General features: G+C 48.0%; 12 protein-coding genes. 3 read left to right on the forward strand and 9 right to left on the reverse strand.

What is annotated here, in order from left to right:
- Positions 1-392 precede the first annotated feature (392 nt).
- From ACMA1I_RS00850 to ACMA1I_RS00860, 3 genes are all read left to right on the forward strand, one after another.
- On the forward strand, positions 393-629 hold the full coding sequence (locus ACMA1I_RS00850) for a hypothetical protein (RefSeq protein ID WP_337066335.1): 237 nt from the start codon (positions 393-395) through the stop codon (positions 627-629).
- A gap of 334 nt (positions 630-963) precedes the next feature.
- On the forward strand, positions 964-1,863 hold the full coding sequence (locus tag ACMA1I_RS00855; RefSeq protein WP_337066336.1) for a LysR family transcriptional regulator: 900 nt from the start codon (positions 964-966) through the stop codon (positions 1,861-1,863).
- Positions 1,864-1,940: 77 nt separating this feature from the next.
- Entirely contained in the window at positions 1,941-2,882 is a 942-nt protein-coding gene (locus ACMA1I_RS00860; RefSeq protein WP_337066337.1) for a YeiH family protein, read from the forward strand.
- 397 nt (positions 2,883-3,279) lie between these two features.
- On the opposite strand, the gene rodA is transcribed toward ACMA1I_RS00860, so the two are convergent.
- From rodA to ACMA1I_RS00905, 9 genes are all read right to left on the reverse strand, one after another.
- Entirely contained in the window at positions 3,280-4,605 is a 1,326-nt protein-coding gene (rodA, locus tag ACMA1I_RS00865) for a rod shape-determining protein RodA (protein WP_337066338.1), read from the reverse strand.
- A gap of 3 nt (positions 4,606-4,608) precedes the next feature.
- Positions 4,609-6,438, reverse strand: a complete 1,830-nt coding sequence (mrdA, locus tag ACMA1I_RS00870; RefSeq protein WP_337066339.1) for a penicillin-binding protein 2 — start codon at positions 6,436-6,438, stop codon at positions 4,609-4,611.
- Positions 6,435-6,959 carry a hypothetical protein gene (locus tag ACMA1I_RS00875; RefSeq protein WP_337066340.1) on the reverse strand — a complete coding sequence of 175 codons (525 nt, stop codon included), beginning with the start codon at positions 6,957-6,959 and terminating at the stop codon, positions 6,435-6,437. Before ACMA1I_RS00875 ends, mrdA begins: the two co-directional genes overlap by 4 nt.
- Complete coding sequence (gene mreC, locus ACMA1I_RS00880; RefSeq protein ID WP_337066341.1) at positions 6,949-7,815, reverse strand: rod shape-determining protein MreC; 867 nt, start codon at positions 7,813-7,815, stop codon at positions 6,949-6,951. Before mreC ends, ACMA1I_RS00875 begins: the two co-directional genes overlap by 11 nt.
- A gap of 9 nt (positions 7,816-7,824) precedes the next feature.
- Positions 7,825-8,850 carry a rod shape-determining protein gene (locus ACMA1I_RS00885; RefSeq protein WP_147922292.1) on the reverse strand — a complete coding sequence of 342 codons (1,026 nt, stop codon included), beginning with the start codon at positions 8,848-8,850 and terminating at the stop codon, positions 7,825-7,827.
- Between the two features lie 682 nt (positions 8,851-9,532).
- The gene (gene purH / locus ACMA1I_RS00890) at positions 9,533-11,056 is read right to left on the reverse strand and encodes a bifunctional phosphoribosylaminoimidazolecarboxamide formyltransferase/IMP cyclohydrolase (protein ID WP_337066342.1); all 1,524 of its coding nucleotides are present in this window, start codon (positions 11,054-11,056) and stop codon (positions 9,533-9,535) included.
- A 67-nt stretch (positions 11,057-11,123) separates the two neighbouring features.
- Positions 11,124-11,708, reverse strand: coding sequence for a phosphoribosylglycinamide formyltransferase (gene purN, locus ACMA1I_RS00895; protein ID WP_337066343.1), 585 nt, complete (start codon positions 11,706-11,708; stop codon positions 11,124-11,126).
- 382 nt (positions 11,709-12,090) lie between these two features.
- Positions 12,091-12,591 carry a PaaI family thioesterase gene (locus ACMA1I_RS00900; RefSeq protein ID WP_337066344.1) on the reverse strand — a complete coding sequence of 167 codons (501 nt, stop codon included), beginning with the start codon at positions 12,589-12,591 and terminating at the stop codon, positions 12,091-12,093.
- Positions 12,592-12,680: 89 nt separating this feature from the next.
- On the reverse strand, positions 12,681-13,115 hold the full coding sequence (locus tag ACMA1I_RS00905; protein WP_337066345.1) for a Fur family transcriptional regulator: 435 nt from the start codon (positions 13,113-13,115) through the stop codon (positions 12,681-12,683).
- Between the last annotated feature and the right edge of the window lie 228 nt (positions 13,116-13,343).

Genomic DNA, 13,343 nt, shown 5'->3' on the forward strand with positions numbered 1-13,343 from the left:
ATGTAGAAGTTATAAATGGCCTTTATTTCTATCAATGTTTCAAGTACCTAACTTTATCAGATCGGAACACGAGCGCCTTGATAAATAAGATTGGAATGGTAGGACTAGATAAAACTTGATATTCACGCATATTAATAGAGGTAATAAAAAACAGTATTTTCTGTTACTCTATGCATTTTTGTTACCAGTTTGTTACTCGTTACTCAGAACATGAATATAAAATACTGATAGATAATCACATGCTGGAAAGATTGTGTACCCGCTCCTGGTACAGAATACTTTAAAAAAGCCGATTATACTCCAAAGTATAGTCGGCTTTTTTATTTTCCACTAAAATATAAACCATCTGATAATTAACTATATTTAGAAGAAAATCTTAACAGCTTTAGCCGGTGCGTAAAGAATTGCAAAACCAGTTTGGTAAGTTGTATTATGTGGTGGGGTATCAGCAGAGCCGTGATACTATCAACACCATCTGGCACGGCTATGCTTCTAAAAATGGTATAAAAAAGGCGTGGGCTGTAGGGCTGGAATTGCTGCAGGAAACGAAAAGCCCTTATAAGCTCAACGACAACACCAGCCTGACTGGTCCGTGGAGCGATACGATAGAGTGGCTGAGCAAAGAATGACTGCCTAAGGCTTTGGAGGCAGGGCTGCGGTATCTGGCACATGTGGCCACGCCAGGGTCCTTTGGCGCAGAAGCAGGCCAGGTGATGCAATTTGGTGAAATAGGCCAACAACTTACTTATGCCATGTTCGATAATCGAATGGATGCCCTAATCTGGCTAAAGTCCTGCCAGGAAAAGGAAAGTAGGTTGTCTGGTTCAAAATTATTCTAATCAAAATACCCTTCCAGAGCTAAACTTGGTTTTGTCGGCCTTAGCTTAGTTCAAGGATAGATCTCTTACGTATAATTTCGCGTCCCTTTGTGACTTAGGCCAATTCTGCTGCTTATCTTGCTTCATGATCTTCGACTTCCGACTAAAAGTGTTTTATACCGTTGCCCGTAAGCTTAGTTTTACTAAGGCCGCTAATGAGCTCTTTATAACACAACCTGCCGTTACCAAACATATAAATGAACTAGAGCACCAATTGGGGGTGGGTCTGTTTAAGCGGCAAGGTAACAGTATTTCTATTACCCCGGCAGGGCAAATACTGCTGGAGCATGCACAGAAAATATTCCAGATTTATGCTACTCTGGAGAATGATCTGGTGCAACTAACTAATACTTCTGGTGGCAACATTCATATTGGGGCTAGTACTACGCTGGCCCAATACGTGTTGCCTAAAATCCTGGCCTTGTTCAAATCCGCTCACCCGGCCATACAATTTACCTTTACCACCGGCAACAGCGAGCAGATTGAGCATCAACTTATTCATGAGAAAGTAGATATTGCTATTGTGGAAGGCATTTCGCACCACCCGCAGATTATGTACGAGCCTTTTGTGAAAGACGAGATTGTGCTGGTGACGCGTACCAACGGCAGGTTTGCCAAGAAGAATGAAATAAAGCCTGAACACCTACTCTCGATGCCGCTCATATTCCGGGAACACGGATCTGGTACGCTCGACGTTATTTACAAAGAGCTCTCTAAAGCCGGTATTCACCCCAAAGACCTGCTCACCGAAATCCAGCTCGATAGCACCGAGAGCATTAAGCAGTACCTGCTCCATGCCGACTGCGCTGCCTTTCTCTCCATTCACTCTATAGGGGAGGAGCTGCAACAGAACAAACTCAGCATTATCGATATAAAAGGCATCGATATTTATCGCACCTTCCAGTTTATTACACTGCATGGACAAACTTCAAAAATGGCTCAAATTTTTAAGCGCTTTTGTGTGAGCCAGTATAACCTAAAGTAATTCCGGATTAGGTATTGTAATTGGTAAAGCAGCAGCTAAAGCAGGAGATTTGTAGTGTTAAATTAGTCTGCAAAGCCATGAAGGTTATAGTTAAGTGTCCGGAGGTATTACGATATGTTGCGTTTGCGGCGGTTTTGATAGTGTGTATGGCGCCTGTTGTAAGTGCCCCAGTGGCGCTAGTGCTAGGCTTTGGCTTTTCGTTTCTGTTGGGGCATCCGGCCCCGCACCTGAACCAGAAGGCTATTAACTGGTTGCTCAAAGCATCGGTAGTAGGCCTAGGGTTCGGTATAAATGCTACTGGTGCGCTGGCGGCAGGCAAACAAGGTTTTGAACTTACACTATACTCTGTGCTGGTAACTTTGGTGCTTGGTGCGCTTATCGGGAGGTTTCTGCACCTGGCTCCAAAAGTATCGCACCTAATTGCATCTGGCACGGCTATTTGTGGCGGAAGCGCTATTGCGGCACTGGCTCCGGTGCTGCGGGTAAACGAGAAGGAGATGTCGGTGTCGTTGGGCACAGTTTTTCTGCTGAACGCAGCCGCACTGCTTGTTTTTCCGGTGCTGGGCCATTGGCTGCACCTGAGCCAGTTTCAGTTCGGCCTGTGGAGCGCCATTGCCATACACGATACCAGCTCGGTAGTAGGAGCAGCCAGTGCCTACGGCGCTGAAGCTTTGGAGGTAGCCACTACCGTAAAACTTGCCCGTGCCTTATGGATTGTGCCTGTTGCCTTTGTTTCTTCATTTGCTTTCCGGACGGGCAACCGCCAAGTGCAGCTGCCCTGGTTTATCGGGTTATTTGTGGCAGCGGTGCTCTTTAATAGCTTTGTGCCGGGTGTTGCGGCACTGGGGGAGCAGGTGGTGTGGCTCTCGAAAGCGGGCCTTACGGTGACGTTGTTTCTGGTAGGTGCCGGTCTGTCTGTAGATAAGATAAAAGCAGCTGGCTGGCGGCCTCTGTTATTAGGTCTTATGCTTTGGGTGTTGGTGGCGGCTGTATCGCTTTGGGGTATTCTGCTGCTCTAGTGGCTGAATCAACTTGTGAGTAGTGATTATGTGGACTTACTTAAACAACAGCTATTCTTTTGTCATTCTGGAAGAATTTCTTGTGGGCGAGAGGCACAAGCAGCGGCTACTGGCTTGGAAGTCTAAGTTTGCATAGCTGCTACTAATGCTGTGACTGCAATGTGAAGCTATTGTATTGCCTGAGTCTTGGTTCTTTTTGTCTTGATACAAAAAGAACCAAAAAATCAAGACGATTTTGAACTCGCTGAACTGCTCAAACAAAAAATCGTCTATTGGTGCACCTGGCAAAGGTGTTCGCTTCGTTGCTACCTGCCGCAAAATTGTTGGATTGGCAGTTCCTGCACAATTCAAATTATTCTAATGAAAATGGCCTTTCGGAGCTTTTAAGGCAGTTAGGCTATCGGACCAGTTCCTGGGTTTTGTTGGCGTCTATGGCTATTAAAATGAAGAGCAGGATGGTGAAGGACCACAAGGAGGAGCCGCCGTAGCTGAAGAAAGGCAACGGAATACCTACTACCGGAGCCAGGCCAATGGTCATGCCCACGTTCACTAAAAAGTGGAAAAAGATAATGGAGGCTACACAGTAGCCATAGGTGCGACCAAAGATGGATTTTTGGCGTTCGGCTATCGTTACAATCCGGATGAGCAGCAGCATGAACAGCGCAATTAAGACGGTGCTACCAACCCAGCCATGCTCCTCGCCGATGGTACAGAAAATAAAGTCAGTGCTCTGCTCTGGCACAAAGTCGAATTTTGTTTGGGTTCCCTCCAAAAAGCCTTTGCCCCAGAACCCACCGGAGCCAATAGCAATTTTAGACTGCGTTACGTTCCAGCCAAAGCCAAGCGGATCGGCTTCAGGGTTTATAAGGGCTTTAATACGGTTCTGTTGGTGAGGCTGCAGAATATCATTCACAAAATAATCTACACTAAACACCATACCCACGATCAGGAGCAGCAGGGCGAGCATGGTTTTAAAGCGCTTCAGCAGGCGGTAATCCAGCCAGGTAGCTAATGCCATGAGAGCTGTAATGCCAATTATCAGGTACAGCTTTGGCACCAGCAGCGTCATGATAAAGATAAACGCCGCGGCCCCTCCAATTATCAGAATCAGAGGCGACATACCCTCACGGAAATAAGCCAGCACAAAGGCAGCAAACACGAGCGCAGAGCCTGTCTCGTTCTGAAGTACTATAATGGCAGGAGGTACCAGGGTGATAGCAGCCAGAATCATGTGATCTTTAAACTGCTGTTGCCGCAGGTTAGCTCCGCTCAGAAACTTAGAAGCGGCCAGCGCAGTGGCAAATTTGGCAAGCTCTGCCGGCTGCAGGCGCACGCCACCGCCCAGGTCGAGCCACGACCTTGATCCGGCAATGGGGTTGGCTACGGCCAGTGTAAAGAGCAGCAGCAGAATGACAAAGCCATAAATAGGATAAGCGAGGTGCTCGTATATCTTATAATCTACGACCAACATCATAATAATAAGCAGCACTGATGTTCCCATCCAAAGCAGCTGCTTGCCCGAGTTAATATCAAAACTGAAAATGTTCACAATATTATCAGGGCTGTACACAGCGGCGTAGATGTTCATCCAGCCCAGGCCCACGAGCAGCAGGTATAGCAGTATTGTAATCCAGTCAAGGTTGCTGGTGATCCTGCGCGTGGTGCGCTTGCTGCTGGGCGTTACTACTTTGTATTTAGAAGAAACTCTTGGCTCCACACCCATTGCCTAGTTCGATTTGATGTTCATGTATTCCCGGCTCAACACCCATTTCTCCTGTTCCTTAATGGTGACGGTGTCAGTCAGGTACTTTTCAATCATTAAGCCTGCTATTGGAGCGGCAGACTGGCCTCCCCACTTTCCGTGCTCCACATACACGGCTATGGCAATTTTAGGTTTTTCTTTAGGTGCAAATGCCACAAATACGGCATGGTCGGCCCCCTGCGGGTTTTGTGCCGTACCTGTTTTTCCGCAAACCGTTATGCCTACCTTCTGCAGGTTGGCCCTACGGGCTGTACCCGCCTGCACTACTGCTGTCATGCCTTCTATAATGGGTTCAAAGTGTTTGGCATCAACGGTGGTGTAGTGTTTTTTCTGATATTCAGGCAAGGGCTCTCCGTCTTCGCCCACAGCCCTGATAATATGCGGATCTATGTAATAGCCTTTGTTGGCAATAGTTGCCATAAAGTTAGCCATTTGCAGTGGCGTTACCCCCAGTTCTCCCTGGCCGATGCTCAAAGAGTAAATAGTAGAGAACTTCCAACGGTTTTGGCCATAGACCCGGTCGTAAAGGGCAGGGGAGGCTACAATGCCAGTTTTTTCGTTTGGTAAATCGATGCCCAGCTTTTTGCCAAAACCGAAGCTCAATACCTGCTCCCGCCAATCTGCCAGGCCAATAGATGTATCGCGGAACGTGTTTTTAGACTTGCCCTGGTTTATTAGCGCCCGGTAGGCCTGGTAAAAGTAAGGGTTGCAAGAGTGCTGAATTGCCCCATACAAATTGAGCGGTGAGGGGTGGTTGTGGCAATTCACCAGCGATTTTATACAAGCGTACTGCGTGTTAGGGTTTATTACGCCTGCTTCGAGGGCAATGAGTGCCTGAGTCAGTTTAAAAATAGAGCCAGGAGGATTGCGGTCAGCCATAATCGGGCGGTTGAACATAGTTTTGTCCTTGTCGCTCAATAGGGCCATGTAATTTTTGCCGTATTCCTTGCCGGTAAGCAGGTTCGGGTCGTAAAAGGGTGCAGATATATAAGCCAGGATTTCGCCAGTGGCCGGTTCTATGGCTACTATACTTCCTTTAGCACCGTTCATCAGATACTCCCCATAAGCCTGCAGATCCAGGTCGATGGTACTTACCAGGTTTTGTCCTGCAAGTGCCAACGTATCGTAGGCGCCATCTTTAAAAGAGCCTTTCTCGATGCCGCGCACGTTCACCATTTTATATTTAACGCCGCGCTTGCCCATCAGAAACTTCTCGTACTCCAGCTCAATGCCGCTCTTGCCAATGTAGTCGCCGGGGCGATAGCCTCTGTAGGAGGTGTCGGCCAACTGGTTCGGACTTATTTCGGCAATGTAGCCGAGCGCATGCGAAAGGCTCTGGTGCGGATAGCCGCGCATGGTACGGGCATTAATATAAAAGCCGGGGAAATCGATCAGGTTGTCCTGTATCTGTGCAAAGTCTTCGGTGCCGAGTTTCTGGAAGAAGATTGATGGTTTTCCCCAGGAATAAGCCCTGGCCTTTTTCATGCGTTCGCGTGCATCTTCGAGCGTTATGTCGAGCAGCTGGCAGAGGCGTAGCGTATCTATTTGCTTTGCCTCCTTGGGCACCACCATCAGGTCGTACACGGGTGTGTTCTGCACCAGCAACTGCCCGTTCCGGTCGTAGATCAGCCCACGGAACGGGTATTGGATTATGGTTTTGATGGCATTGGTCTCAGCTGCCTGTTTGTAGCTGCTGTCCACCACCTGTATGTAAAACAACCTGATGGCGTAGACGATGCCTACTACCAGGAAGATAGTTTGTATGACGTACTTTCTGTTTTCCAAATAATTCATCTATTCGCTCTCTTTACCGAGAAGAAAAGAAGTTGAATAATTAACATGCCCACTGTGGTGTAAAGTGAGCTGGTTAAAATTTTTATGACCGTAAACCATGCCTCCTGTAACGTAAACACCTCCAGGAAGAACACAAAGGTATGATGGACCAGGATCAGGATAAAGGCATAAGCCAGAAACCATCGCCACCCCATCAGGTGTATGTTTACTGTGTCGTTGGTGTCATAACCATCCCGTGGCGTGAGAAGGTTCAAAACTGGTGCCCTTAAAAAAGCGAGCAGCACACTGGCACCGGCATGTATGCCCATGGTGTCATAAAAAATATCTACCGAAAAGCCCGCTATAAATCCAAGCAGCAGAATCCAGGTGCGGTTGGTGTAGATGGGGAGAAACAGCAGGAAAGCCACATAAATAAAACAGAAAGCGGTGGCATATAACACCAGGCTGTCCATGAGCAGCACCTGCATGGCTACAAACAGTACAAACTGCACAATATGTATTGCTCCGAACTTACTCGTCATGGGGAGGTATTCCTGCGTTATTTTCTAAAGTTTCCCGCTCCTCACGTTGCGGACTTTCTACTACATATACATAAGACAGCTGCGCAAAATCCACCGATAGCTGCACCTTAATGGTATAAAAGCTCCTGTCCGGCTCCTGCTCCACATTGCTGATGGTACCAATCATAATACCTTCCGGAAACACTGTTGCAAAACCGCTGGTAACAATGGTGTCGCCTATGGCAGGTTTAATGTGAAGCGGAATATAGTCCAGGATAGCTGTGCGGTAGTCGCCACCAGTCCATTTAATGGTACCCATGGTGTTGTCTTTCTTTATTTTAGCCGAAATCAGCATCTGGGAGTGCAGCAGAGAGGTTACGGTAGCAAAATGCTCCGAAACTGTTTTAATGCGGCCTACAGCACCGTTAGAAGCTATAACGCCCATGCCGGGCTTAATGCCATCGGCACTGCCGACAGACAGCGTAAGATAGTTATTGGTACGCCTGATGGAGTTGTTAATAACCCGGCTCGCATGCAGAACAAACGGATTAGACATGGTGGTGTCGGAGGCGGTATAAAGCATGCCTGAAAGCTCTGCCGTGCTATCGCCTTGTTCTGCCATCCTTTGTCGCATGAGCTCCTCGCGAAGATTGGCATTTTCGCTGGCAAGCATGCTGTTTACAGAGGCTAGCCTGAAATAGTCGGTCACGCTGCTTTGCACCTCCAGCACCCGACCTACATAGGTGCTGGCGGAGTTAAAGAATGCGGCACCCTGGTAAGTGTTGTAGCGCACAACCATGTACACGCAAAGTATCTCCAGCAACACGAACACCAGGAACGCACGGAACCGATATATAAAAGCAAAGAGATTCCGCATGAGCGCCTGTTACGTCAGCAGTACGTTTTTAAAGCCTTCGATGTCTTTTATGGCAGCTCCTGTGCCTCTTACTACTGCTCTGAGTGGGTCTTCGGCAATATGAATGGGTAGTTTGGTTTTAGCAGCCAGGCGCTTGTCAAGTCCCCGCAGCAGGGCACCACCACCTGTCAGGTGAATGCCGTTGTCGTAGATGTCGGCAGATAACTCGGGCGGAGCAATTTCCAGCGCCTTCAGCACTGCTTCTTCGATCTTGGAAACAGACTTATCGAGGGCGATGGCGATTTCCTGATAAGTTACCTTTATAACCTTTGGAATACCAGTCATCAGATCGCGGCCACGGATTTCGTAGTCGGCCGGAGGGTTTTCTATTTCAGTAAGAGCAGCGCCTACTTCTATTTTAATTTTCTCGGCCGAGCGCTCTCCTATCAGCAGGTTGTGCTGGCGGCGCATGTAATCCAGAATGTCTTTTGTAAACACATCGCCTGCCACTCTGATAGACTGATCGCACACAATACCGGAAAGGGCAATAACGGCAATCTCGGTGGTGCCACCACCAATATCTACGATCATGGAGCCGATGGGCTGCTCCACGTCTATGCCGATACCAATGGCGGCTGCCATTGGCTCCTGTATCATCCACACCTCTTTGGCGCCGGCGTGCTGAGCAGAGTCACGAACGGCCCGTTTCTCAACTTCTGTAATGCCCGACGGAATGCAGATAACCATGCGGTGCGAGGGCTGAAACAGCCGACGACCCGTATCGATCATCTTAATCATGCCCCGGATCATTTCTTCTGCCGCGTGGAAATCGGCTATTACACCGTCTTTTAGGGGGCGGATGGTGCGGATGTTCTCGTGTGTTTTTTCGTGCATCTGCATCGCGTTCCGGCCGATGGCAATTACTTTGCCACTGGTGCGGTCTACCGCGATGATAGATGGTTCGTCAACTACAATTTTATCGTTATGGATGATTAAGGTATTGGCCGTACCCAAATCTATGGCTATATCACTAGTCAGAAAATTAAAAAGTCCCATCTTAAAGAAGTGCAGGCATGCAGATACCTCTGTTATATTTAAAAGATACGATGTTCGTAAACAAAAACTTGCGGCAAAATTAGTGAAATTAAGCGGAATTAATAACCAACATTGCTTCTGGCGCTTATTTATTAATTATTTCTGCTAAGGGATAGCTGTCATTGCCGCCGCTTTTTGTTCAGAAGGGGGGACCTTCTCTGAAAAATTCTATTTCTGATCAATCATAAAACGAGCGCTCTGCTGAAGGCCTGGGTCCTTCCTGACTACAAAGCCCTCTGGAAGAGGTTTTTCATTAGCAGAATTTGCTGGTTTGGGTTTGGAGAGGCAAGGATATGAATTTGGGGAAATAAAAACGTGTGTTGCTATTTAGAGAGTTATAGGTGGTACTACAAGACACTAAACTGGCCACAGTGAGTGAAACTGCTGGTAAAGGAGCTTGTTGTGCTGCAGTTTTTGAAATTGATCAGGTATGCAGCGCATACTTTACCTTATAAGAGCCTGGTTAGCCTGGATACTAGTTCAGAAACCTCTTTTGTGGCAGTATTACAATCTGCTCTAAATATGCAGGAACAGATGCCATGAAAGAAAGCGAAACAGCCGCTTTGGTGGGTGCCATAAAAGAATCGCCCCTCCCGGCAGCAGGGCCAGGAGGGGCGACAGAATAGTATTTTGATTCTTGAAATTAGTGTTTGAAATGGCGAACACCCGTCATGACCATGGCCATGTTGTGCTCATCGCAATAGGCTATTGAATCTTTATCTTTAATAGAACCGCCTGGCTGTACTACTGCTTTTATGCCTGCCTGGTCGGCGATCTCTACGCAATCCGGGAAGGGGAAGAAGGCATCAGAAGCCATAACAGTTTTGCTTACATCGAAGTTAAAGCTTTTTGCTTTCTCAATGGCCTGGCGCAGAGCATCTACGCGCGAGGTCTGGCCTACGCCGCTGCTAAACATCATTTTATCAGTAGCCAGCACAATGGTGTTAGACTTGGTATGCTTGCACACTTTAGCAGCAAACACAAGGGCTTTTTTCTCTTCGGCTGTTGGTTCGCGTTTGGTAACAGTGGTAAAGTTGGCCTCGGTTTCTGTTTTCAGATCTTTGTCCTGCTCAATAACACCGTTCAGGAGCGTTTTAAATTGCTTTGTAGAGAGCTCTACCGGCTTTTGCTTCAGCAGGATGCGGTTTTTCTTGGAGCGGAGCAGTTCCAGGGCGTCTGCCTCAAAGTCTGGCGCAATAAGTACTTCAAAAAACAGCTTGTTCATTTCTTCGGCGGTGCCGAGGTCTACGGTTCTGTTGGTGATGAGCACCCCGCCAAAGGCAGACACAGGGTCAGAAGACAGCGCCAGCAAATAAGCCTCTTTAATGGTGTCGGCGGTGGCGCAACCGCAGGCATTGGTATGCTTAAGTATGGCCACGGCAGGTTCTTCGAACTCAGCACCAAGGGCTACAGCCGCATCTACGTCTACCAGGTTGTTGTAAGAAAGCTGCTTTCCGTTCAGCTGCTCAAACAGGTCTTCTAGCTTGCCAAAGAAAGTGCCTTGCTGGTGCGGGTTCTCGCCGTAACGCAGCGGTGTGGCCTGGCGTACGCTTTGCTTAAACACCTGCTCCTGCCCACCCTGGTTCAGGTAGTTAAAAATATGGGTATCGTAGTGCGAAGAAATATCGAAGGCTTTGGCGGCAAAACGCTTGCGGTCTTCGAGGGTAGTGGCGCCATCTTTTGCCTGCAGCAGCTCAACCACCTCGTCGTACTGGTCGCGCGACGACACAATAAGCACATCTTTAAAGTTTTTGGCAGCAGCGCGAATCAGGGAAATGCCACCAATGTCAATTTTCTCGATTACGTCGGCCTCAGCTGCGCCCGATGCTACGGTTTCTTCGAAGGGGTACAGGTCTACTACCACCAAATCGATGGGCGGTATCTCAAATTTCTCCCGCTCAGAAAGATCGGAGTCGTTGTCGCGGCGGTGCAGAATGCCTCCGAACACTTTAGGGTGCAGGGTTTTTACACGACCTCCGAAAATAGAAGGATAAGCAGTTAGGTCTTCTACGGCAACTACAGTAGCACCTTGTTCTTCCAGAAAAGTTTGTGTGCCACCAGTGGAGTAGATCGTAACACCGTTTGCCTTTAGTAGCTCTACAAGCGGCTCCAGACGATCTTTGTAATAAACTGATATAAGCGCGGACTTAATTTTGGTAGTATCCATATTGTTAAATGCGTTATTTTTTCTTCTTTTGGTTTTGCCAGGTTAGGGAAGGAGGCAGCAGCCGGTATTACTGCTTGAGCAAAAGCTCCTCCACCACCTTTGGCAGGTGTTCATGCTCCAGCTGCAGCACGCGGGCTGCCAGCTCTTCGGGGGTGTCGTGGGGCAGCACCGGGCATCGGAACTGGCTTACGAGGTCTCCTTTATCATACTCCTCGTTCACGAAGTGGATGGAAATACCCGACTCGGGCTCCTTTGCCTGCACTACTGCCGTGTGCACATGTATACCATGCATGCCTTTGCCGCCATAATTGGGCAGCAGGGCCGGGTGTATATTTATGATTTTATTCGGGAAGGCCTGTACAATGTGCTGCGGCACCAGCCACAGGAACCCGGCCAGCACAATCAGGTCGGGTTTAAACTCCTGAAGTTGCTGCAGTACTTTATCGGAGTTAAAAAAGTCTTCTCTGGAAAAGAAAAGAGCCGGGACATTAAATGTCTCGGCTCTTGTTAGGGCATACGCATTCGCTTTGTTAGAGAAAAGTGCGGCCACACGTATGCTGCTGTGGTGCTCGAAGTACTCCATCAGGCGCTGTGCATTGCTACCCGAACCCGAAGCGAAAATAATTATATTCTTTTTATCTGGTTGTGCCAAGATTACAAGTCATGAATTTTGGCGCAAAGATAGTGTTTATCTTTTAACATTCTTCATCTGTGGATTGGGAGATTTTAAGATTTGGCAAAGGCCATACTGCAACAGGAGCCGCAAAAGCCTCCGGAAGGGCCATTTTATTAGCAGAATTCGATTTCAGGTTGTTAGCTGTTGATTGTTAAATGGCTTAATGGGCAAATTGTTAGATGGTTTGTTCGTGTAAGAGTAGTAAGGCCCCGCCGCGTACGCAGCTCCTACAAGCATCTGGGCGAAGCAGAGCAAACGTAAAGCACCTGTTTCAAGGTAAATCTAACATCTAAAGTCTAGCATCTAAAATCTTCAAAAAGCCTCCGGAAGGCCTTTTTCATTAGAAGAATCAGCTTGCTTATTGCCCGCTGCTTTTTGTTTTAAAGGACCAGGTAAAGCGGAAGCTGGCTACCTGGTCGCCAGCTTCGTCGGTGCCGGTGGAGGTGGCGGTAACGATCTGGCCTTCGCCAGTGATTTTGGCTCTTTCTACCGTTTGGCATATCTGCTCCCCGTCTTCACACCGAAACGTGATTTTCCCGACTGCCTTTTTGGTGAAACTAGCCTCCATGTGCACCAGCAGCATAGAGATAGCCGGCTGGGCCTGATGTATGTGCAGCAGGCAGAGCACCCCTGTCGAGAGTTCGGCGGCCATGCTCAGGCAGGCAAAATAGATAGACCGAAACGGATTTTTATTCAGGTACTTAAACGGTATGGTGGTGGTGGCTTCCGTTTGGGAGAGGGTGGCAATGCGTACCTCTGCCAGGTAGGCCATAGGCAGCTTGGCCAACATGAAAAGCCGCATTTTGGCGGGGGAGGTAATCTTTTTTATGAAAACCTCTTTTGCATTGGGTGAAGGCATAAGACCAGGTGTTACACATACAAAAATGCAGGCCAAACAGCCGCTGCTAACATGGTACGTCGTCTGCCAGAAAAAGCAACAGTATAGCCTTACGAATTTGCCACCTGCTGGCTACAGGCTTTGCAGAGCCCCTCGGCAGAGAAGTGCAGCTTATCTACTTTATAACCTGATGGCAACTGCATAAGTGGAATGTGTACTTCGCTAATGCAAAAGGTTTGGTTGCAGGCGGTGCAGCTAAAGTGGATGTGGTTGTCGAAGTGCTGGTGCTGCGTACAGGCCTCCTGACAAAGCGCATATTTAATGGCTCCGCTTATATCGTTTATACTGTGCAGCAGTCCCTTCTCCTTAAAAGCATACAAGGTGCGGTAAATGGTTACGCGGTCGTAGCGGTCGTTCAGGGTCTGCTCAATGTCGGCGTGTGCCAGGGCGTGGTCGTTGGTCAGGAATAAATCCAAGACGTCCAGCCGGCACTTCGTGTTCCGAAGTCCGTAGGTCTTGATCAGTTCTTGAGCTTGTTTCATCATGTGTTTAAGAGGCCTTCTTTGCAAATATACGAGCATTCGCGGAGGCCTGAAAAGTCTTTGTTCATTCTGTATGAGAAAGTTGCGGAAACAACTAATTTTTTAACATAAAAAGATTGCACTTAATTCATACACATACAAAAAACCCTCGTATAGGAGGTTTGATATATATAGGCACAAAGCATTGAAAAAGTATTCCATTGCTGGACTTCTATCGTTTTTTACATGTAG

The organism is Pontibacter sp. 13R65, from assembly GCF_047525655.1.
Taxonomy (GTDB): Bacteria; Bacteroidota; Bacteroidia; order Cytophagales; family Hymenobacteraceae; genus Pontibacter.

What these genes read in the sequence shown, in the direction of transcription:
- ACMA1I_RS00885 (WP_147922292.1), bottom strand. Translation starts at nt 8,850, where the DNA reads ATGGGACTTTTTAATTTTCTGACTAGTGATATAGCCATAGATTTGGGT.
- mrdA (WP_337066339.1), bottom strand. Translation starts at nt 6,438, where the DNA reads ATGAATTATTTGGAAAACAGAAAGTACGTCATACAAACTATCTTCCTG.
- mreC (WP_337066341.1), bottom strand. Translation starts at nt 7,815, where the DNA reads ATGCGGAATCTCTTTGCTTTTATATATCGGTTCCGTGCGTTCCTGGTG.
- rodA (WP_337066338.1), bottom strand. Translation starts at nt 4,605, where the DNA reads ATGGGTGTGGAGCCAAGAGTTTCTTCTAAATACAAAGTAGTAACGCCC.
- ACMA1I_RS00905 (WP_337066345.1), bottom strand. Translation starts at nt 13,115, where the DNA reads ATGATGAAACAAGCTCAAGAACTGATCAAGACCTACGGACTTCGGAAC.
- ACMA1I_RS00860 (WP_337066337.1), top strand. Translation starts at nt 1,941, where the DNA reads ATGAAGGTTATAGTTAAGTGTCCGGAGGTATTACGATATGTTGCGTTT.
- ACMA1I_RS00900 (WP_337066344.1), bottom strand. Translation starts at nt 12,591, where the DNA reads ATGCCTTCACCCAATGCAAAAGAGGTTTTCATAAAAAAGATTACCTCC.
- ACMA1I_RS00875 (WP_337066340.1), bottom strand. Translation starts at nt 6,959, where the DNA reads ATGACGAGTAAGTTCGGAGCAATACATATTGTGCAGTTTGTACTGTTT.
- purH (WP_337066342.1), bottom strand. Translation starts at nt 11,056, where the DNA reads ATGGATACTACCAAAATTAAGTCCGCGCTTATATCAGTTTATTACAAA.
- ACMA1I_RS00855 (WP_337066336.1), top strand. Translation starts at nt 964, where the DNA reads ATGATCTTCGACTTCCGACTAAAAGTGTTTTATACCGTTGCCCGTAAG.